At 66.4% G+C, this 19770-nt stretch carries 21 protein-coding genes, 1 tRNA gene and 1 pseudogene; 3 read left to right on the top strand and 20 right to left on the bottom strand.

The genetic code is table 11. The annotated features are described in order from the left end of the window. Nucleotides 1-16 precede the first annotated feature (16 nt). Nucleotides 17-1188, top strand: a pseudogene (locus tag L1088_RS04485) (MFS transporter). Here the strand turns inward: L1088_RS04485 and L1088_RS04480 are convergent. Genes L1088_RS04480 through L1088_RS04450 form a run of 5 tightly spaced genes read right to left on the bottom strand, consistent with a single transcriptional unit; the run spans nt 1150 to nt 6604 of the window. After that, a complete protein-coding gene (locus tag L1088_RS04480; RefSeq protein WP_234553906.1) occupies nt 1150-2580 on the bottom strand; it encodes a glycosyltransferase family 2 protein in 1431 nt (476 codons plus the stop codon). The pseudogene L1088_RS04485 and the gene L1088_RS04480 overlap by 39 nt on opposite strands. Beyond that, a complete protein-coding gene (locus L1088_RS04475; RefSeq protein ID WP_234553905.1) occupies nt 2580-3716 on the bottom strand; it encodes a HEAT repeat domain-containing protein in 1137 nt (378 codons plus the stop codon). The genes L1088_RS04480 and L1088_RS04475 overlap by 1 nt, the downstream gene beginning before the upstream one ends. Continuing rightward, the gene (locus L1088_RS04470) at nt 3700-4071 is read right to left on the bottom strand and encodes a response regulator transcription factor (RefSeq protein WP_438948059.1); all 372 of its coding nucleotides are present in this window, start codon (nt 4069-4071) and stop codon (nt 3700-3702) included. Before L1088_RS04470 ends, L1088_RS04475 begins: the two co-directional genes overlap by 17 nt. Before the next feature lie 7 nt (nt 4072-4078). Continuing rightward, complete coding sequence (locus L1088_RS12425; protein ID WP_267961029.1) at nt 4079-6244, bottom strand: ATP-binding protein; 2166 nt, start codon at nt 6242-6244, stop codon at nt 4079-4081. Between the two features lie 42 nt (nt 6245-6286). Further along, the gene (locus L1088_RS04450; RefSeq protein ID WP_234553903.1) at nt 6287-6604 is read right to left on the bottom strand and encodes a cupin domain-containing protein; all 318 of its coding nucleotides are present in this window, start codon (nt 6602-6604) and stop codon (nt 6287-6289) included. A 56-nt stretch (nt 6605-6660) separates the two neighbouring features. On the opposite strand from L1088_RS04450, the gene L1088_RS04445 reads away from it, so the two are divergent. Then, nucleotides 6661-6737, top strand: a tRNA-Pro gene (locus L1088_RS04445). Between the two features lie 63 nt (nt 6738-6800). Here the strand turns inward: L1088_RS04445 and fba are convergent. Genes fba through glpX form a run of 7 tightly spaced genes read right to left on the bottom strand, consistent with a single transcriptional unit; the run spans nt 6801 to nt 13160 of the window. Continuing rightward, nucleotides 6801-7724, bottom strand: coding sequence for a class II fructose-1,6-bisphosphate aldolase (gene fba, locus L1088_RS04440; protein WP_234553902.1), 924 nt, complete (start codon nt 7722-7724; stop codon nt 6801-6803). Next, the gene (gene rpe / locus L1088_RS04435; RefSeq protein WP_038045532.1) at nt 7705-8373 is read right to left on the bottom strand and encodes a ribulose-phosphate 3-epimerase; all 669 of its coding nucleotides are present in this window, start codon (nt 8371-8373) and stop codon (nt 7705-7707) included. Before rpe ends, fba begins: the two co-directional genes overlap by 20 nt. Nucleotides 8374-8382: 9 nt before the next feature. Beyond that, on the bottom strand, nt 8383-9330 hold the full coding sequence (locus tag L1088_RS04430) for a phosphoribulokinase (RefSeq protein ID WP_234553901.1): 948 nt from the start codon (nt 9328-9330) through the stop codon (nt 8383-8385). Between the two features lie 7 nt (nt 9331-9337). Beyond that, a complete protein-coding gene (gene cbbX, locus L1088_RS04425) occupies nt 9338-10228 on the bottom strand; it encodes a CbbX protein (protein WP_234553900.1) in 891 nt (296 codons plus the stop codon). Nucleotides 10229-10288: 60 nt separating this feature from the next. Then, nucleotides 10289-10714 carry a ribulose bisphosphate carboxylase small subunit gene (locus L1088_RS04420; RefSeq protein ID WP_234553899.1) on the bottom strand — a complete coding sequence of 142 codons (426 nt, stop codon included), beginning with the start codon at nt 10712-10714 and terminating at the stop codon, nt 10289-10291. 18 nt (nt 10715-10732) lie between these two features. After that, entirely contained in the window at nt 10733-12172 is a 1440-nt protein-coding gene (locus L1088_RS04415; protein WP_234553898.1) for a form I ribulose bisphosphate carboxylase large subunit, read from the bottom strand. A 13-nt stretch (nt 12173-12185) separates the two neighbouring features. After that, on the bottom strand, nt 12186-13160 hold the full coding sequence (gene glpX, locus L1088_RS04410) for a class II fructose-bisphosphatase (protein ID WP_234553897.1): 975 nt from the start codon (nt 13158-13160) through the stop codon (nt 12186-12188). 70 nt (nt 13161-13230) lie between these two features. Between glpX and L1088_RS04405 the strand changes: the two genes are divergently transcribed. Further along, nucleotides 13231-14136, top strand: coding sequence for a LysR family transcriptional regulator (locus tag L1088_RS04405; protein ID WP_038045518.1), 906 nt, complete (start codon nt 13231-13233; stop codon nt 14134-14136). Here the strand turns inward: L1088_RS04405 and L1088_RS04400 are convergent. Genes L1088_RS04400 through tkt form a run of 8 tightly spaced genes read right to left on the bottom strand, consistent with a single transcriptional unit; the run spans nt 14114 to nt 19590 of the window. Then, nucleotides 14114-14554, bottom strand: coding sequence for a phosphate-starvation-inducible PsiE family protein (locus L1088_RS04400; RefSeq protein ID WP_038045516.1), 441 nt, complete (start codon nt 14552-14554; stop codon nt 14114-14116). The two genes, L1088_RS04405 and L1088_RS04400, sit on opposite strands and share 23 nt — an antisense overlap. A gap of 4 nt (nt 14555-14558) precedes the next feature. Then, nucleotides 14559-14828 carry a hypothetical protein gene (locus tag L1088_RS04395; protein ID WP_234553896.1) on the bottom strand — a complete coding sequence of 90 codons (270 nt, stop codon included), beginning with the start codon at nt 14826-14828 and terminating at the stop codon, nt 14559-14561. A 9-nt stretch (nt 14829-14837) separates the two neighbouring features. Then, a complete protein-coding gene (locus tag L1088_RS04390; RefSeq protein WP_038045509.1) occupies nt 14838-15110 on the bottom strand; it encodes a hypothetical protein in 273 nt (90 codons plus the stop codon). Beyond that, on the bottom strand, nt 15098-15403 hold the full coding sequence (locus L1088_RS04385) for a Dabb family protein (RefSeq protein ID WP_234553895.1): 306 nt from the start codon (nt 15401-15403) through the stop codon (nt 15098-15100). Before L1088_RS04385 ends, L1088_RS04390 begins: the two co-directional genes overlap by 13 nt. After that, nucleotides 15391-16146 (bottom strand): HAD-IA family hydrolase, encoded by a 756-nt coding sequence (locus tag L1088_RS04380; protein WP_234553894.1) that lies wholly within the window; start codon nt 16144-16146, stop codon nt 15391-15393. The genes L1088_RS04385 and L1088_RS04380 overlap by 13 nt, the downstream gene beginning before the upstream one ends. Continuing rightward, nucleotides 16131-16940, bottom strand: a complete 810-nt coding sequence (locus L1088_RS04375) for a class II fructose-bisphosphate aldolase (protein WP_234553893.1) — start codon at nt 16938-16940, stop codon at nt 16131-16133. Before L1088_RS04375 ends, L1088_RS04380 begins: the two co-directional genes overlap by 16 nt. A gap of 8 nt (nt 16941-16948) precedes the next feature. Continuing rightward, nucleotides 16949-17638: a 2-phosphosulfolactate phosphatase gene (locus L1088_RS04370; protein WP_234553892.1), complete on the bottom strand. Its 690-nt coding sequence runs from the start codon at nt 17636-17638 to the stop codon at nt 16949-16951. Beyond that, a complete protein-coding gene (gene tkt / locus L1088_RS04365) occupies nt 17635-19590 on the bottom strand; it encodes a transketolase (RefSeq protein WP_234553891.1) in 1956 nt (651 codons plus the stop codon). The genes L1088_RS04370 and tkt overlap by 4 nt, the downstream gene beginning before the upstream one ends. Between the last annotated feature and the right edge of the window lie 180 nt (nt 19591-19770).

The raw sequence follows: 19770 nt of genomic DNA, 5'->3' as shown, positions 1-19770 counted from the left end.
CAAGGATAATCATGGGGTGGAACCGGAGCGCTCCCTAAAGCTCTCCATATGGGAAGGCGTCTTGGCCATCCTCTTCCTCAACTGGAGCACGGGGGTAATGGTCACCGGCTACGCCCTGGCCCTGGGCGCCTCGCCCCAGGCCCTGGCCCTCCTGGGAGCCCTGCCCTTCCTAGCCCAGCGCCTCGCCCCCCTGGCCCTCTTCCTCCGGGGAAGCCGCAAGGCCCTGGCGGTACGCCTCAACCTCCTCTCCCGCCTCCTCTTCCTGCCCGCCGCCTTTGCCGCCTTGTTGCCGGAAAGCCTGCGGGTGCCTTTCCTGCTTCTCTTCGCTGGGCTCTCCCAGCTCCTCGCCGCCCCCGTGGGGGTGGTCTGGCTCTCCTGGATGGCCGACCTGGTACCCGAGGCGCAGCGGGGGCGCTACTTCGGCTTCCGGAACGCCCTCTTGGGCCTGGTGGGCACCCTGGGCAACCTCCTGGGAGGACAGGTGGCCGACCGCCTGCCACCCCCCTTGGGCTACCAGGCGGTCCTCCTCCTGGGGGTGGCGGCAGGGCTTCTTTCCGTTCTCCTTCTGCGCTGGCAAACCGAACCCCAAGAAACCCCTCCACCCCCCGCCCGGGCCGCCTTGGCCCTTGCCTGGCGGGACCGGGCCTACCGGCGCTACCTGGGCTGGTCCTCCTGTGGTACGGAGCGGTGATGGTGGGCGGCCCCTTCGTGGTGCCCTACTTCGTGCGGGTGGGGGGCTTCTCCATGACCGAGGTGGGCCTCTGGACGGTGATCTCCGCCACCAGCGGCCTCCTCTTCGGCCCCCTGTGGGGCCGCCTGGCCGACCAAAAGGGGCACGGGATCGTCCTCCGCGGGGCAAGCCTGGCGGCCGCCCTGATGCCAGGGCTTTGGCTTCTGGGGTCGGAGGGCTTCCCCTGGCCCATCTGGCTTTCCGCCCTGGCCGACGCCCTGGCCTGGAGCGGCCTGGGCACCGCCCTGGTCAACGCCGCCTTGGCCCAAGCCCCCAGGGAAGCCAGGAACGGCTACCTGGCCCTCTTCTGGCTGGCCCTGGGCCTTGGGGGCATCGCGGGGAGCCTCCTGGCGGCCAAGGTGGCGGGCCTCGGCTGGGGGCCAAGCCCCTACCACCTGCCCATCCTCCTCTCCCTTTGCCTAAGGCTCCTTGCGGCCCTCCGCCTGGGCAGGCTCTAGACCCTTCCTCTGCATCTCTCCCCACACCCCCCGCTTGCGCCACACCTGGAAGGTGGCCAAAAAGCGCTCAAAGGCCAGCACCTGCCGATAGCCCAGGGTTTCCAGGAGGGACAGGAAGAGGAGCCAAAGGCGGTCCCGCAGGCGGGGATAGCGCTTTAAGAGCAGGGTCTCCATGCCCACCGCCAGCTGGGACAAGAGCACCCCGTAGCCCAGGGCCAATAGGAGAAAGAGGGCCGCAAAGTCCAGGTTGGTCAAGCCCAGGAGGAGGAAAACGGGGAACAAAAGGTAGCCCAGCACCTCCACCACCGGGCCCAGGCCCTCGAAGAGGAAGAAGTAGGGCATGGCCAGGAGCCCCAAGCGCCCGTACCGGGGGTTGAAGAGCATGCCCCGGTGGAACCAGAGCACCTCCCAAAGCCCCCGGTGCCAGCGGTTGCGCTGGCGGCGGAGGGTTTTCCAGTCCGCAGGCACCTCGGTGTAGCAGATGGGATCGGGGGTGTAGGGGATGCGGTACTCCCGGCCCTCCTCCCGGGCGCGGCGGTGCAGGCGCACCACCAGCTCCATGTCCTCCCCCACGGTGTCCGTTCGGTACCCTCCGATCCTCAGCACCTCCTCCCGCCGGAAGACGCCGAAGGCCCCGGAAATGATGAGGAGGGCGTTCAAAGCGCTCCACCCCGCCCGCCCCAGGAAGAAGGCACGGGCGTACTCCACGATCTGCATCTTCTCCAGGAAGCCTCGAGGAAGGCGCATCGCCTCCACCACGCCTCCCCGCACCTCCGCCCCGTTCAAGGGCCGGATGGTCCCCCCTACCGCTAGCACGCCCTCGTCTTCCAGGAAGAGGCGGCTGGCCCGCAGGAGGGCCTGGGCGTCCAGAAGGCTGTCCGCGTCCACGCTGCAGAAGAGGGGGTAGCGGGCCAGGTTGAGCCCGGCGTTCAGGGCATCCGCCTTGCCCCCGTTTTCCTTGTCCACCACGACGAGGTTGGGGTAAAGGGTGGAGCGGTAAATCCCCCGGACGGGCTTGCTGGAAAGTACCCGGCGGTACACCACCTCCACCGGCACCAAGCGGAAGGCTTCCTTGAGCACCTCCAGGGTGCGGTCCTTGGGCCCGTCGGCCACCACCACCACCTCAAACTCCGGGTAGTGCAGGGCCAAGAACGAGCGCACGGAAGCGGCGATGGTCTTTTCCTCGTTGTAGGTGGGGACCAGGATGGACACCGGCAGGTAAGCTTCCCGTTCCAAAAGGTCCTTCAAGGAGAGCTCGGAAAGCTCCCGGGCATAGCGGGCCACCGATCCCAGGCCGTAGAGGGCGAAGAAGGCATAGAGGAAATTCAGCACGGCGAAGTAGTAGAGGACAAAGACCTGGTAGGCGAAGAGGAGCCAGAGGAAAGCGTCCATCACGCCCCGCGCAGAACCTGGGCCGCCAGCGCCCTCCCGTAGGCGTCGGGGTGCACCGCCGCCGCCTCCTCCAAAAGCTCGGGGTCCAAGGCCCGCAAGCCTTCGGCCGCCGCCTTCCGCACGTAGAAGGAGGGATCGGAAAGGGCCCGCCAGAGCCCCTTACGGGCTAGGGCACCGCCCAAAAGGGGAAGCAGCCTGACCGCGTGGAGGCGCAGGAACTCCTCTGGGGCCAAAAGGGCGGAGAGCACCGCCTCCTCATGGCCTTCCGGAGGGTAGCCCAAGCGGTAAAGCGCCCGCAGGGCCGCGGCCTTCAGCTCAGGGTCAGGGCTTTCCAGGAAGTCCAGCACCTGGGGTACAAAAGCGTGCAGGCGTAGCCTGCCTATAGCCTCCAAAGCCGCCCAGCGCTCCTTCTCCTCCCCAGCCACCAAGAAACGCTCCACCACCGGGAGCACTCGGTCCTCCAGGAGCAAAAGCACCTCCAGCAAGGCCCCTCGAGGCAAGCCCGCCTTCCGCAGGGCCTCGGCCAGGAGGGCCACCCCTTCCCCTTGGGCCAGCCGGGCTCCCGCCCGGGCCGCCGCCAGTCGCAGCACGGGGTCCGGGTGCTCCAGGTAGGGCAAGACCAAAGGCAGGGCCTCGGGAAGCCGGGCCTGGGCCAGGGCGTCCAGGGCCTCCAGACGGGCAGCCTTAGAGGCGAAGCGGCTCTTGAGAACCCGGGCCCACCGGGGCAGGCCCTGGCGCAACCACTCGGTCAAGGTGTCCGCGAACTCCCCCTTCAGCATCTCCCTAAGGGAAAGCAGGGCCTGTAGGGCAGGCGCGGGCCAAGGAGGTGGAGGGGGAGGTTCCCCGGCAAAGAGGGCCTCGGTGAAGCGGTCCAGCCAGGCGGTGGAGGCCTTGTGTTCCCCCACCTCCCGCCAGGCGGTGTAGGCGTGGTAGAGGAGCACGTAGGCGGAAAGCACCAGCAGGGCCAAGGCGGTGAGGGCGAGGCCTTGGAGGAGGCTTTGGAAAACCGCCCCGGACCCCACCAGGCCCAGAAGCCGCCCCGTGAAGCTGAGCACCAAAACCCCCAGGGCCAGGGCCTCCAAGGCCACCACCCCGAAGACCACCAGGGCGTACAGCCTTTCACCGCGCCGCCACATGCCGCTCCAGCCGGAGGACCAGCTCCTGGGGGCTAAAGGGCTTGGTGAGGTAGTCTTGGGCCCCCAGCTGCAGGGCCTCCACCACGGTGCGCTCCTGCTTGAGCCCGGAAAGGACGAGGACCGGGGTGATCCGCTTCAGCTTCTGGCGCAGGTGGCGGAGGAGGTCTAGGCCGAACCCCCCGGGGAGGTTCAGGTCCAGGACGATGGCGTCCCAGTCCTGGCCCAGCGCCTCGAGGCCCCCCAGGAAGTCCCGGGCCAGGGCTACCTCGTGGCCTGCCCGCCGTAAGGCCAGCTCCAGCACCCGGGCCACCGTGGGGTCGTCCTCCACCACTAAGACCCGCGCCACCCGGCCCATTCTACCCTCAGGGAAGCCGCCTTAAGAGGGCCGCCACCTCTTCGTTGGGGGCGCGGCGGAGTTCCTCCTGCAAAAGCCCCTTGGCCTCCTCCACCCGGCCCTGCTCCAAGAGGGCCTTGGCCAGGGTGAAGCGGCCCAAGGGATAGTCCGGGGCCACGGCCAGGACCTGCCGCGCCAACACCTCCGCCTCCTTGGCCCGGCCCAAGGCCAAGACCACCTCCGCCAGGCCCCAGCGGGCGTCCAGGTTGCCAGGGTCCTGGGCCAGCACCCGGCGGTAGCTTTCCTCCGCCTCCGCATAGCGACCCATGTGGTAAAGGAGCCTACCGTAGCGCACCCGGGTGTCGGGGCTATCCAGAAGGGCCAAAGAGCGCTCAAACAGGGGTTTGGCCTCGGCGTGGCGGCCCTGGAGGTAGAGGGCGAAGGCCAGCTCCCCCATGGCCTCGGCGTCGTCGGGGAAGGCGTCCACCGCCTTCCGCAGGTAGGCCTCCGCCCCCGCAGGGTCCTGGGGAAGCCGCCTCCGGCCCTCGTAGAAGCTTCTCCGCTCCCGGAAGGGCACGGGGTCCGAGGGGTAGCCCTCGAGGCCCACCTCATCCAGGGCCATGGCCCGCACCTGGCTCAAGCGGTCCGCCTGGGGTAGGTAGCGGAAGAAGCCCCCTTCCCCTTTGGCGGAGAGGACCACCCGATCCCCGCTTGCCACCTCCACCCGGAACCCCTTCGCCCCCTCGGGTAGGAGGAGGCGGAAGACCACCTCCCCCTCCGCTCCCAGGACCGGGCGCACCAGGGGCGCAGGGAGGAGCTTCCTCCGCACCCCCCGGCCCAGGACCGCCCCCTCCCCGGCGGGCAGGGGCTCCTGGCCCAAGGCCACCTTCCCCCGGTAGAGGGAAACCCGGGCGGCCTCCTCCCGGGAAAGGCGCAGGTGGGTGCCCGTGGGCCGCACCTCCCCTTCCGGGGTGATGAGGGCTAGGGGCACCTGCCCCTCCCGCACCGCCTCCACCCCGCCCGCTTCCAGCGCCACCCGAACCCGCTCCCCTCCGCCCCAAAGGCTCCGCCAGCGCTGGGCCTCCCCTTTGGCCTCGGGGCTGAAGGCCAGCTCCAGGCCCCTAAGCCGCACCACCTCCCCCGCCGGCACCTCCCCGAAGGCCTTGGAACCCAAGGGAGCAGGGAAGATGGGTAACCGGGCCAGGGCGATAAGGGCCACCATGAGGAGGAGAAGCCGGCCCACCGGGGCCCGCTGGCCCGGCTTGGGCCTTGGAAGAAGGAGGAGGAAGGTGCTTCCCCTCCCCAGGCGGCTTTTCAGCCGGACCTCCCCCCCGTGGGCCTCGAGGACCCGCTTCACCAAGGCCAAGCCCAAGCCGGTCCCCTCCACCTCCCCGCGGGTGGAAGCCCGGTAAAAGGGCTCAAAGACCTTGGCCTGCTCCTCCTCGGGGATGCCGGGACCGGTGTCGGACACCGCCACCCCATACTGGTCCTGGCCCACCAGAAGGCGCAGGACCACCCGCCCCCCCTCGGGCGTGTACTTCACCCCGTTGTTGACCACGTTGAGGACCGCCTGATACAGCCACTCCCGGTCCCCGTACACCCAAGCCTCCCGCCGGGGCAAGACCAGCCGTAGGGAAACCCGTTTCCGCCGCGCCACGGGCCTCAACTCCTCTGCCACCTGGCGCAGAAGCTCCTTCAGGTCCACCCGCTCGCTCTTGAGCCGCACCCCCTGCCCCAGGCGCAGGTACTCCCGCGCCTTCTGCAAGAGCTCCTGGATGCGCCGGGCACTCTTCTCCGCTATGCCCAGGAGCTCCTTGGCCTCCTCCGGCAACCCCTTGGTCTCTAAGGCCAGCTCCAAAGCGCCCAGCACGCTCATCAAGGGGTTCTTGGTTTCGTGAAGAAGAAGCCCCAAAAGCCGGCTCCCCTCCTCCTGGCTCTTCAGGAGGGCGAGCTCCCGCTCCCTAAGCTCCAAGACCTCCCGGAAGGCCCGCAGGAGGAGGCCAAGGGTCTCCCGGACCTCCTTGGACGGGGGAGGACCTTCCCAGTAAAGGGCCAGCTCCCCCTCCTCCAAGAGCTTCTCCCCCTGCACCGGGCCCTCGGGAAGCACCTCCCCCCGGAACACCAAACGCACCGGGTAGCGCTGGAGCAGGTGCCCGAGAAACCCCAGGTCGGCGGGCAGGCGGGGTTGGACCATCCCTTTTAGGCTAGGCCGGGCGCTTGAAGGCCTTGTGAAAACTCAGGGCTTAGGGGCCATGACCACCAGGAGGAGGGCGGGGTTGGCGGACTCGTTGCGCACCCCGTGGGCCTCCCCCGCCCGGGCTAAAGCCGCCATCCCTGGAACCAAAAGGGCCTCCTCCTCCCCAATCCTCACCACCACCTCCCCTTCCAGGACGTAGTAGACCTTGTCCGAGCCCTCGTGGGCGTGCACCTTCTGCGTCTGCCCCGGAAGGAGGGCGTAGAGGTCAAAGAACATGCGCTCGGACTCAAACACCGGGATCTTGGCCATCTTCTCCGGGCTGAAGCGGGCCAGGCTTTTCAGGTCCCTGATCTCCATGTCCCCGAGTCTACTTGACGGGGGCCTTAGAGGGCACTAGACTAACCTTTGCGCGCCGGGGAGTAGCGCAGCCTGGTAGCGCACACGCTTGGGGTGCGTGTGGTCGTCGGTTCAAATCCGGCCTCCCCGACCAAAACCCCCGCCCGCACGGGCGGGGTTTTGTTACTGAGGGTCCCTTGGGATCTACGAGGGGGGCTTAGGCCCGGCCCACGGTCCCCATCAGCTCGAACTTCTCCCGGATCACCTGCTTCAGGTACTCCCTCCCCTTGCCGATGATCTTCCGGGGGTCGAATTCCTTGGGGTTCCCCAGCACCACCTCGCGGATGCCCAGGGTCATGGCCAGGCGCAGGTCGGTGTCGATGTTGATCTTGGCGATGCCGTTGGGGATGGCCTTCTTGATGTCCTCGTCGTGGATGCCCGTGGCCTCCTTGAGTTCGGCCCCCGTGGCCAAGAGCTTCTCCTTAAGCCAGGTGGGTACCCCGCTGGCCCCGTGGAGCACCAGGGGGATGGAAACCCGCTTGCTGATCTCCTCGAGGCGCTTGTGGTCGATGTAGGGCCGGCCCTTACCCTTGTAGGCCCCGTGGCTGGTGCCGATGGCGATGGCCAGGTAGTCGATGCCCGTTTCCGCCACGAAGCGCTCCGCCTCCTCGGGGTCGGTGAGGAAGGCCTCCGCCTCGGACACCTGGATGTTGTCCTCAATGCCCTGAAGCCGCCCCAGCTCCGCCTCCACGCTCACCCCCACCGCGTGGGCCGCCTCCACCACCTTCTTGGTCTCGGCCACGTTTTCCTCAAAGGGGTGGTGGCTGGCGTCGATCATCACGCTGGTGAAGCCCGCCCGCAGGGCCTGCATCACCATCTTGAAATCGGCCCCATGGTCCAGGTGGAGGACCACGGGCACCTTGGTGCGGCTGGCCATGTCCTTCACCAGGTTGGCCAGGTTCTCCATCCCGGCGTACTTCCGAGCCCCGTCGGAAACCTGGATGAAGACCGGGGCCCGAAGCTCATCGGCCACCTCGAGGATGGCCTGGGTGATCTCCAAGTTGTTGGTGTTGAAGCTGGGAACCGCATAGCCTTCCCGCCGCGCCTTGTCCAGTACTTCCTTACCGACCACCAAGGGCATACAGCACCTCCTTGAGTTCCTTCAGGTTCTCCGCCACCGGGCGCGGGTTGAACAGGGCGCTCCCCGCCACGGCCACGTCCGCACCCGCCCGGTACACCTCGGCCACGGTGTCCTTGTTCACGCCCCCATCCACCTCAATGAGGCAGGCCGGGTTCAGCCGGTCCCGCATCTCCTTGAGGCGCTTCAGCCTCCCCGTAGCGCTGGGGATGTACCTTTGCCCCCCAAACCCTGGGTTCACGCTCATGAGGAGGGCCAGGTCCAGCTCGGGCAGAAGGGGCTCAAAGGCCTCGAGGGGGGTGGCGGGGTTGAGGGCCAGCCCCGCTTTCTTCCCCAGCTCCTTGACCTTCTGCACCGCCCGGTGAGCGTGGGGGGTGGCCTCGTAGTGGACAGTGATCACATCGGCCCCGGCGCGGGCGAAGTCCTCCAGGTACCGCTCCGGCTGGACGATCATCAGGTGGACGTCCAAGGGCAAGGCGGTGACCCGCCGCACCGCCTCCACCAGAAGGGGCCCGAAGGTGAGGTTGGGGACAAAAACCCCGTCCATCACGTCCAAGTGGATCCAATCCACCCCGGCCGCCTCCGCTTCCTGAATCTGGTCCTTCAGCCTCGCCAGGTCCGCCGTGAGGATGGAGGGCGCGAACTTGAGCATCCTTTCCCCCTAGGCCACCCGCAGGTGCCCCCGCTCAATGGCCAGCTCCCGCATCTTAACCAGATAGTAGGCGATGATGAGCTGGGTCAGGGCCAGGGGGTAGCTCTGCCCCGCCTTGTCCCAGAAGGTACCCACCAGGCCGGGGTCAAAGTGCTCTGCGTGAGCCCCCAACTGCTCCCAAATGATGCGCTCGAAGGCCTGGGCCTGCTCGGGGGTCACGTTGCCGGTGATGTCCAGGATGTCGGCCTCCCGCCGGGTTTCCAGGCGGATTAAAGCCTCGTCCTCGTAGGCGGAGTGAAGCACCTCGGAAAGGTCCAGGCGGGGCAGGGTGTGCTTTAGGGCGATACGCACGTTCAGGGTGCTGGGGTTTTCCGGGTCGTAGCCCGCGGGGCGGTAGAAGCGCACGATGATATCCGCATGCTCCTTCTGCGGCCAGATGAAGGCCCGGGAGTCGGGCATGCGCCTCTCGATGTCCGCCAGCACCTCCTCGGGGGTGTAGCCCCGCTTGGCCACGTCCCGCCTCACCTTCCACTCCCGCCTCAGCTCCTCCTCGGGATCCAGGTAGACCGTAAGGTGGTAGCGGCCCCGGAGGGCGGGGGAGTAGAGGGTGAGAAGGCCCTCGAGGACCACCACCCGGGGAACGAGCCGCCCCTCCTCCTCCACCGCCCGGGGCGCGGGGACGTACACCGGGGGGTCAAAGGTGCCCGTGGAGTGGTTGTAGACGGGCTTCAGGATAGGCTCCCCTTCGGACAAGAGGCGCACGTGCTGCTCCATGATGTCCATGTAGTTGCACTCGGGGTTCAAAGGGGTGATGCCCAGCTCCTTACGCTGCTTGCGGTCGTACTTGTGGTAGTCGTCCACGCAGATGCTGGTGGTGCGCTCCACCCCAAGAAGCCGGGCAATGCCGCCGGAGATGGTGGTCTTCCCCGCTCCCGAGTCCCCTGCAATGCCTAACATAAATGGCCTATGGGGCATCCTCTTCCTCCTTTTCCCTAAACACCGAGCTGGCATAGATGTCGTCAGCGGTAAGGGTCATGAGCTCCTCCGCGGTCACCGGCCCCGCCTTCTGATAAAGCCGGTAAGCCTGCCGGAGCTTGAAGCGGTCCAAGGCGTTGCGCACGCTCCGGGCGTAGGCAAAGTTAGGCAGGCGCATGCGCCTTTCCAAGTACTCCAAAAAAGCCTTCTCCGCCTCCTGAGTGAAGCGGTAACCCTGCCGTTCCAGCATGAGCTTGCCAATCTGGAAGAGCTCCTCGGCGCTATAGGGGGGAAACTCGATGTGATGAGCGATGCGGGAGCGCATCCCCGGGTTTAGGGCGAAGAACTCCTCCATGCGCTCCTTGTACCCCGCCAGGATCACCACCAGGTCCTCCCGCTGGTTCTCCATGACCTGCAGGAGGATCTCTATAGTCTCCTGGCCGTAGTCCCGCTCGTTCTCTGCGCGGTAGAGGCTGTAGGCCTCGTCGATGAAGAGCACCCCGCCCATGGCTCGCTTCAGCACCTCCTTGGTCTTGGGGGCGGTGTGGCCGATGTACTGGCCCACCAGGTCGTCCCGGCTGGCCACCACCAGGTGGTCGCGGCGGATGTAGCCCAGCTTGTGGAGGATGGTGGCCATGCGCATGGCCACCGTAGTCTTTCCCGTGCCCGGGGGGCCCACGAAGGCCATGTGCAGGGTGGGGCGATCGGCAGTAAGCCCCAGCTCCCGGCGGAGCCTATCCACAGAAAGGTAGGCGGCGATCTCCCGGATGCGCTGCTTCACCGGCTTAAGGCCCACCAGCTCCCGGTCCAGGGTGTCCAGCACCGCCTCGATCTCGGGGTTCTTCACCACCGCCAGGTTTTGGCCTTGGGTTTCCTGCATAACCCTCCTTGGTTTGGCCAAGGGGCCCCGGGCCAGGCCGGGACCCCTTAAGGGTTAGGGCTACTCTTGGTAGCGCTCGCCCTCTGGCTTCATGGTGGCGTAGGACTCCAAGGTGTATTTGAGCCTGCGCCCGTCGCTCCACAACTGCCGGTGCAGGCGGAAGCCGGGCTCCTTCTTAGGCCGGTGGGCGATGAAGGATACCCTTTGCGCCTGCCACATGGGGGAGGGGTCATAGCCATTGATCTTGATGTAGTGGTTGGGGAAGGCCTCGCGGCACTTCTGGAACTCGTACATGGCCGCCGCCGCATCCTGCAGGTCAAACATGGGCAGGCCCCACATGTTCCAGTAGACGTTGTAGGGGCTGGGATCGTCGGTGTACTCAATGGAAACCGCCCAGCCGTTTCGGATGATGTACTCGATCTGGGCCCGGATCTCCTCGTCCGTGAGGTCGGGCAGGTAGGAGAAGGTACCTTGGGTGATCCGCATCTTTCTCAACTCCTTTCCTTAGCTGGTGGGGGTGGAGAGCACGTCCGGGGTATCGGTAGAGGCGAAGTCAAAGGTGACGCTGCCCCAGGTTTCCAAAGCGGCCGCCAGGGCCGGGGAATGCTGGGCCGCCTTCTTGAGGATCTCGGGGCCTTCCGCCAGGATGTCCCGGCCTTCGTTCCTGGCCTTAACCATGGCTTCCAAGGCCACCCGGTTGGCCGTGGCCCCTGCCTGGATGCCCATGGGGTGGCCGATGGTGCCGCCTCCAAACTGCAGGACCACGTCGTCCCCGAAGAGGGAAAGCAGGAGGTGCATCTGGCCCGCGTGGATGCCGCCCGAGGCCACAGGCATTACCGCGGGCAGGTAGGCCCAGTCCTGGTCAAAGTAGATGCCCTTCACGGGGTCAGCCTTCACGTACTGTTCCCTGAGGATGTCGTAGTACCCGCGCACCAGGTTGGGGTCCCCCTCCAGCTTCCCCACGGCGGTCCCGGCGTGGATGTGGTCCACCCCCAGCATCCGCATCCACTTGGCCAAGACCCGGAAGTTGATGCCGTGGTTCTTCTGTCGGGTGAAGGTGGCGTGGCTGGCCCGGTGGAGGTGGAGGATCATCCCGTTTCTGTGGCACCAGTTGGACACGGACTGCAAGGCGGTGTAGCCCATGGTGAGGTCCACCATGACGATGATGGAGCCGATCTCCTTGGCGAACTCCAGGCGCTCGTAGACGTCCTCCATGGTGGCCGCAGTGACGTTCATGTAGTGGCCCTTGCGCTCCCCCGTGACCTCCTCCGCCCTCATCACCGCCTCTTGGGCGTAGAGGAAACGGTCCCGCCAGCGCATGAAGGGCTGGGAGTTGATGTTCTCGTCGTCCTTGGTGAAGTCCAAGCCCCCTGCCAGGGCCTCATAGACCACCCGGCCGTAGTTGCGCCCGGAGAGGCCCAGCTTGGGCTTCACCGTGGCCCCAAGGAGGGGGCGGCCATACTTATTCAGCATGTCCCGCTCCACGGGGATGCCGTGGGGAGCACCCTTGAAGGTTTTCAGGTAGGCCACAGGGATGCGGAGGTCCTCGAGGCGCAGCGCCCTGAGCGCTTTGAAGCCGAAGACGTTCCCGATGATGGAGGAGGTCATGTTGGCGATGGATCCCTCCTCAAAAAGCGCCAGGTCGTAGGCAATCCAAGCGAAGTACTGCTCCGGGTTGCCGGGCACCGGCTCCACCCGGTAGGCCTTGGCCTGGTAGCGCTCCAAGGTGGTGAGGCGGTCGGTCCAAACCACCGTCCAGGTGGCCGTAGAGGACTCTCCCGCCACCGCCGCGGCCGCTTCCTCGGGCTCAATGCCCGGCTGGGGGGTGATGCGGAAAAGGGCGATGGTATCGGTTTCTTTGGGCTCGTAGTCGGGCTGCCAGTAGCCCATCTGTTTGTACTCCACCACCCCGCCCTTCTTGTAAATGGCCTTCTTGTCCGTCATGCTGCCTCCTTCCTTAGTAGGCCACGGGGCTGATACCCCGAAGCTTCTCCAGCTGGTGCCAGGCTTCCACCTTCCTGAGGGTGCGGGTGGCTCCCCGGATCACCAGGCTCTCGGTCCAAGCCTGGTGCGCCCCGTACCGCACTCCCCGGAGGAAGGGACCATCGGTGATGCCAGTAGCGGCGAAGTGGGTGTCCTCCGCGGCACAGAGCTCCTCTAAGGTGTAGACCCTATCCAGGTCGTAGCCGGCATGCACCAGGTTCCAGCGCTCCTCCTCACCCTGGGGGTCCAGGCGCATCTGCATCCCCCCTCCCAGGGCCCGCACCGCCACGGCGGCGATGACCCCCTCCGGGGTGCCTCCCGTGCCCATGAGGACGTCAATGCCCGTGTCCGGCAAGACAGCGGCCAGGGCCCCGCCCACGTCCCCGTCGGTCTGAAGGCTGATGCGGGCCCCGGCCAGGCGGATCTCCTCGATGAGCCTCTGGTGGCGAGGCTTGTCCAGGACGAAGACCGTGAGCTCCCGCACCTCTTTCCCCAGGGCGCGGGCGATCTCCTTGAGGTTGTCCGCTACCGAGGCCCGGAGGTCGATGGCCTCCTTGGCCCTAGGCCCCACCACCAGCTTGGCGGCGTAGAAGCCTGGTCCCGGGTTGAAGAGCGCCCCCTCGGGAGCGGCGGCGATGACGCTGATGGCCCCAGGACGGCCCAGGGCCAAAAGCCTCGTGCCCTCCACCGGGTCCACCGCCAGATCCCAGGAAGGACCCTCCCCCTGGCCCAGAACCTCGCCGTTATAAAGCATGGGGGCTTTGTCCTTTTCGCCCTCCCCAATGACCACCCGGCCGCGGAAGTCCAGGCTGTTGAGGAGAAGGCGCATGGCCTCCACCGCTGCCCGGTCGCCCCCCTCCTTGTCGCCCCGGCCCACATGGCGGGCCGAGGCCAGAGCGGCGGCCTCAGTGGCCCGCATGAGGTCCAGGCCCAGGTTGCGCGTGGGCATAGCCATACGCTTACCCTAGGAGGGGTCTCTTATTATTGCAATCATATGTTTTCGGGACTACCATAAGTCCATGCTCATATCTAAAAACGCTAAACTCCCGAACCCTGCCGCATTACGGGTCTTCGTGACGGTGGTGGAGGAGGGCGGGGTGGGCCGGGCTGCCTTGGCCCTGGGCATCACCCAGCCCGCGGTGAGCCAGTACCTGAGGGCCCTCGAGGAGCAGGTGGGCCATCCCCTCTTTGAGCGCCAGGGGCGTCACCTGGTGCTTTCCCGGGTAGGAGAGGCCCTCTTGCCCGAGGCCAGGCGGGTGGTGCAGGCCCTGGAGGAGTTCCAGCGGGTTTCCCAGGCCATGGGACGCTTGGAGCTGGGGGAGATCACCCTGGGAGCCGCCACCACCATGGCCACCTACGTGCTCCCGGCGTTTTTACGGTATTTCCACGATTCTCATCCCGGGGTCCGGGTGCACGTGGAAAGCGGTTCCTCCGAGCGCCTGGCCGAACGCTTGCGGATGGGCGAGGTGGAGTTCGCCGTCCTGGAAGGGGTGGAGCACTGGGAGGGGTACGAGCGCCACCTCTTTTACGAGGACGAGCTGGTCCTCATCGTGCCCCCGGAACACCCCTGGGCTAAGCGGGAAACCATACCCCCGGATTGGCTCACCCAGGAAACCCTGATCGTGCGCAAGCCCGGCTCCATGACCTGGCGGGCTTTGGAGCGGGCCTTTGAACAGGCGGGGCTGGAGCTCAACCCCATCTTCTACACCGACAACAACGAGGTCACCAAGCGCCTAGTGCTGGCAGGGGCCGGGGTGGGGATCGTGAGCCGGGTGGTGGTCCAGCCCAACCTGAAGGTGGGCAACCTCCGGGCCTTGCGCCTCTCCGAGCCCGTGGGAGAGATACGGCGCTACTTCTGGCTGGTGCACCCCAAGGCGGTAGCCAACCCGGCGGCCCAAGCCCTCATTGACCTGCTGAAGGCCTGACCAGGCGGATGGCCAGGGCGAAGGCCACCACCAGGAAAGCCAAGAGGCCAAGTTCAGCCAACACCGCCAGGAAAGCGGGGTCCGCCAGGTCGAACTTCTCCACCGCCTCCGCGGTGAGGACCAAGACCCGGCGCACCGCGGCGATGATGCCGATGACCAAGAAGGGAACGGCTTCTATGGTCCCTTCCCGGGCAAAGCGCAACAAGGTATAGAGTATCTCGGCCAGCATCATGGCCAGAAGTATCCTGTCCAGGAGGGCCAAGGCCACCTCGCTGTACCCTCCATCTAAGAGGTGGCGCATCCCTTCCACCATGGTGGAAAGGAGCAAGACCGCCGCCCCGGCGGCGATGAGGAAGCCCGCGAAGAGGTAAATAACAGTTTCCGTAACCTGGAGAACCCGGAAGGCGTCCCGCTTCACAGGGCTAGTCTACGTCATTGAGGTACGTGAACTCCCCTTGCTCCTCCAAAAACTTTTGCATCTGGTAGGGGGAGCGAATGCCCCCTTCTTCGGGGAAAGGCCCCTCCATCCAGTGGGGCAAGGCCCCGGGGGGTGGGGACTGGAAACCATAGAGGTAGTAAAGAGCCCAGTAGCCATGGTCATCCTTCAAGACCACGGCGTCCCCATAGCCATCTTCCAGCACCTTCACTGCCCGCCTTTTGGCCTCTTGGTAGGGCATTTCGGAGTAGTCCATGCGCGCCTCCTATTTAGACTCATTGATGAATGAAGCATACCCGTTGTCCTCCAACCATCGGGCCTGATCGTAGGGGCTACGGAACCCCTCGGGAGAAGGCTTTGGCCCCTCCACCCAGTCTGGGGTTTCGTCCGGGTCCGGGGCCTTGCGCCCGTACCAGGCGTAAAGGTAGTAAAGGGCATAGTAGCCTCCTTCCCCTTCCAAGACCAAGCCTTCTCCCAAGCCGTCCACCAGAATCCTAAGCGCCCTGGCCTCCGCCTCCCGGTGGGTCATTTGCCGCATAACACCTCCGTCAACACCAGATAATCGGTGGTGATCCGGTCCTGGGCCATGGGACGAAAGACCGTGTCTGCGAACTCCACATGCAAGGGGTGATCCCGGTAGAAGGGAACCACCTCCGGTCCCTCAAAGAGAATGGAGAGCCAATAGCGGTAACGGGCGCCCTTGGAAAGGGCCTCCCCATAGCGCAACCCGCAAACCCCGGGGATCTTTAGGAGGACCTCCTGGGCTTTCCGCACCATCCCCCGCACCTCCTCAGGGCTCGCCTCCGCGTTGAAGAGTATCAGGTGCTCCACCACGTTCTCACCGCCTCCAGGTAGCAAAGGTCCACCACCACCCTCTCCCCCGCCCTTGGTCCTTGAAGCACAGGCGCCGGATTCCCCGGTTCCCCCAGGTGGGGGAGCAACACAGCGGCTTCCCGGTAGTCCTGGTCCAGGGTGTAGAGGCTTGGGGTAGCGATCACAGGGAAACCAACCCCTAAGGCGCTCAAGAGGCCATTGCGGGAATCTTCCACCACCACCCCCTCCTGGGGTTTTAGACCCAAGCGCTCCTGGGCCAAGAGGTAGATGCTGGGATCTGGTTTTTTCCTTGGCACCACATCCCCCGCCAGGACCAAGGAAAACCACCCCCTAAGCCCCGCGCCCTCCAAGAAGGCCTCGGCGTTTTCCGGGCTGGTAGTGGTGCAAAGGACCAGGGCTACCCCCGCTTCCCGGGCCTCAGCAAGGAGGCGGCGCACCCCCGGGCGCAACACAATCCCTTCCTCCCGCAAAAGTTGCAAGTAGAGGTCCGTCTTGTACCCGTGGAACTCGTCGATCTCCTCCCAAGAAAGCGAGGGCGCCCCGGGCGTTTCCTCTAGGGCCCGCTTCAGGCGCTCCTTGCCCCCTGTGGTCCAAAGGAGGCGGGCGTAGGTTTCCTGGTCCCAGTAAAGGGGAAGGCCAAAGTGGGCAAAGGCCCGGTTGAAGGCCTCCCGGTGGAGTTCCTCGGTTTCCGCTAAGGTGCCATCCAAATCCCAAAGAAGGGCCCTCAGCTTCCCCACCATAGGCGCATCCGGGCCATGGCCAAATCCTTGAGGCCCTCCTTCATGGCCGCCATCAGGCCCAGGTAGTCTTCCGCTTCCACCTTCCTGAGAACCGAGGCCGCCTCGAGGGCCAGGTCGGCGTACAGGTTGATCTTGCGAATCCCCCTCGCCACCAAGGCCCGGTACGCCTCCGGGCTCAGGCCCGAGGCCCCGTGGAAGACCAGGGGCACGGGAAGCTGGCCCAGCTCCTCCAAAAGGGGCAGGTTCAGGCGCACCGGCCCCTTGTGCAGGCCGTGGCGGGTGCCGATGGATACCGCCAAAGCATCCACCCCGGTTTCCTCCAGGTAGCGCCTGGCTTCCACGGGAACCGTGTAGGCCACCGGTTCCTGGGAAACCTCCCCCCCGTAGCCTCCCGGCACCGCCCCCACCTCCCCTTCCACCGTGGCCCCATAGGCCCGGGCCACCTCCACCGCCAGGCGGGTCAAGTGGATGTTCTCCTGAAGGGGCAGGTGGCTTCCATCCAGCATCACGCTGGTAAACCCGAGCCTTAAGGCTTCCACCACCTCCCTCAGGTTTTCCCCATGGTCCAGGTGCAGGGCCACGGGCACCCCGGCCTCTTCCGCCAAAACCCTAAGCCCAGGAGCCAGGGCCCTTAAAGATAGCCCCCCCAGGTGGGGGGCCACGCTGAGGATGACGGGAAGGCCGAGGGTTTCCGCTCCCTCCAGGATGGCCTCCGCCCACTCCAGGCCCACCACGTCAAAGGCCCCCACCGCCCGGCCCTTTTCCGGCAAAACCTCCCGCAAGGTGGCCAGCATCCCTCCCCCTAACCTCCAAAGACCATGCCCTCACCCCGCATCCCCAAGAAGCGCGGGACAACCCCATGCACGTCCACACGGGCGCACTCGGCCACATCCTCCCCCAAGCCCACCCGCACCAGGGCTTGGGCGGCTTCGCTCACGGAAAGGACCGGAAGGGGCCGGTTTACCGCAAGGCAGAGGGCCAGGTGGGCCATCTCCCCCTCGGGGGAAAACCCTAGGGCCTGGAGGTGCCTGCCTATGACCCCAGCGGCGTAGAGATCGTCCAGGGCCACCTGACCCTCCTTGCCCGCGCAGACCAGGTGGACCTCCTCTCCCGTTGCCACCGCTCTTTCCGCCACCGCGCGGGCGTTTTGCAAGGACCCCAAAAGGATCCACCTGGCTCCCATGGCAGCGTGGACGGCCCGGGTGCCGTTAGTGGTGGCCATGACCACGACCTTACCCACCACCCCATCCACCTCCCGGGGGGAGTTGCCCAGGTCAAACCCCTCTGGGGGAAGCCCTCCCACCTCCCCGGCCAGGATTTCCCCATCCTGGCGCAAGGCCCGGGCGGCCTCCACTCCCCGGGCCAAAACCAGGGCAGTGGCCCCAGCCTTGAGGTAGAGGGCGGCGGTGGTGGTGGCCCGGATGACATCCACCACGATGGCCGCGCCCCCGTAAGCACCGGGGCGGGGAAGCGGGTCCACCCGAAACCTCATAGGAGCTCTTCCAAGGCCTCCGCCACCCGCTCCGGGGTAAAGCCCAGCTTCTCGTAGACCTCGGGGTAAGGGGCGCTGGCCCCGAAGCGGTCCAGGCCCACCACCTTCTGGGCGTAGCGCTCCCAGCCCAAAGTCGCCCCTGCCTCCACCGCCAGGGTGGGGAGGCCTTGGGGAAGCACCTCCTTCCGGTACGCCTCGGGCTGGGCCTCAAAGAGCTCAAAGGAGGGCAGGCTCACCACCCGCACCCGGCGGCCCTTTTCCGCCAAGAGGGCTTTGGCCTTCAAGGCCAGGTGCACCTCGCTTCCCGTGGCCACGATCACCCCTTCGGGCCTTTCCGCATCCTCCAGCACGTAGCCGCCCCGGAGGAGCCCCCTCGCCTTCTCCGGGGTGAGAAGGGGCACCGCCTGCCGGGTGAGGATGAGGGCGGTAGGGCCTTCCTTCCGCTTCAAGGCCACCTGCCAGGCGTAGAAGGTTTCGTAGGCGTCGGCGGGGCGGATCACCCAAAGGCCCGGCATGGCCCGGAGGCTCATGAGGTGCTCCACGGGCTGGTGGGTGGGACCGTCCTCCCCCAGGGCGATGGTGTCGTGGGTGAAGACGAAGACCGTAGGGGTACCCATGAGGGCCGCCAGGCGGATGGCGGGGCGCATGTAGTCGGAGAAGACCAGGAAGGTGCCCCCGTAAGCCCGGTAGCCCCCGTGCAGGTTGAGCCCGTTCAGGATGGCGCCCATGCCGTGCTCCCGCACCCCGAAGTGCAGGTAGCGGCCCGTGGGGTTCTCCGGGGTAAAGTCCTGCATCCCCTGGGCCTGGGTGTTGTTGGAAGGGGTGAGGTCGGCGCTTCCCCCCAGAAGCTCCGGCATCCCGGGGGCGATGGCGTCCAGGGCCTTGCCGCTGGCCGCCCGGGTGGCTACCGGCTTCTCAAAGACAGGAGGCTCCTTTGGGAGGGAGGGAAGGTCCCCCTTCAGGCGGCGGAGGAGTTCGGCGTGAAGGTCAGGGTACTCGCGGGCGTAGGCCTCGAGGACCCTCTCCCAGGCCTCCTGCCAGGCCCTCCCCTTCTCCCGCATGTCCATGTGCCGGTACACCTCTTCCGGCACCTCAAAGGGGGCGTAGAGCCAGCCCAGGTTCCTCCGGGTAGCTTCCACCGCCTCTGGGCCCAGGGGCTCCCCGTGGGCCTTGTGGGAGTCCTGCTTGGGAGAGCCAAAGCCGATGTGGCTGCGCACGGCGATGAGGGAGGGCCTTTCGTCCAGCTGGGCCAGGTGGAGGGCGTGGCGCAACGCCGCCAGGTCGTTGGCGTCCTCCACCCGGAGGGTCTGCCAGCCGTAAGCCCGGTAGCGGGCCAGGACGTCCTCGCTGAAGGCTAGGTCGGTGGAACCGTCGATGGAGATGCGGTTGTCGTCCCAGAAAACGATGAGCTTAGAAAGCTTCCAGTGGCCGGCCAAGGAGCTGGCCTCCCCGGAAACCCCCTCCATCAGATCCCCATCCGAGGCCAAAACGTAGGTGTAGTGGTCCACCACCTCGTACCCTGGGCGGTTGAACTCCGCGGCCAGCTTCCTCTCCGCCAAAGCCATGCCCACCGCGGTGGAGATGCCCTGCCCCAAGGGGCCGGTGGTCACCTCCACCCCCGGGGTGTGGCCGTACTCGGGGTGGCCCGGGGTCCTGGAGCCCCACTGGCGGAAGCGTTTGAGCTCTTCCAGGGGGAGGTCATAGCCCGTGAGGTGGAGGGTGGCGTAAAGGAGCATGGAGCCGTGCCCGGCGGAGAGGACGAAGCGGTCCCGGTTGGGCCAGGTGGGGTCTTGGGGGTTGTGGCGCATGGCCTCCCGGAAGAGCAGGTAAGCCAGGGGGGCCATGGCCATGGGCATGCCGGGGTGGCCGCTTTTGGCCTTTTCCACCGCGTCGATGGCCAGGAAGCGGATGGCGTTCACCGAAAGGGCGGTGAGGTCCTTGGTCTCGGTCATGGTTCCCTCCAGGGTAAGGGGCCGTGAAGCCAGGCACAAGCGGCATCCGGGAGGCCCGGGATAAAAGGATGCTTATGGAAAGACCCCTTACCCCCGGGAAAAGACTATACCGCTCCCAGACTTGACCGGTATACCCCTTTTGGGGTAGATGGTTCTCCATGACCCTGCGCGAAGCCCTAT

Origin of the sequence: Thermus caliditerrae (assembly GCF_021462525.1) — a bacterium.
GTDB classification, from domain to species: Bacteria; Deinococcota; Deinococci; order Deinococcales; family Thermaceae; genus Thermus; species Thermus caliditerrae.
Note: the sequence above shows the minus strand (reverse complement) of the source record. Positions and strands in the feature narration are given on the sequence as shown.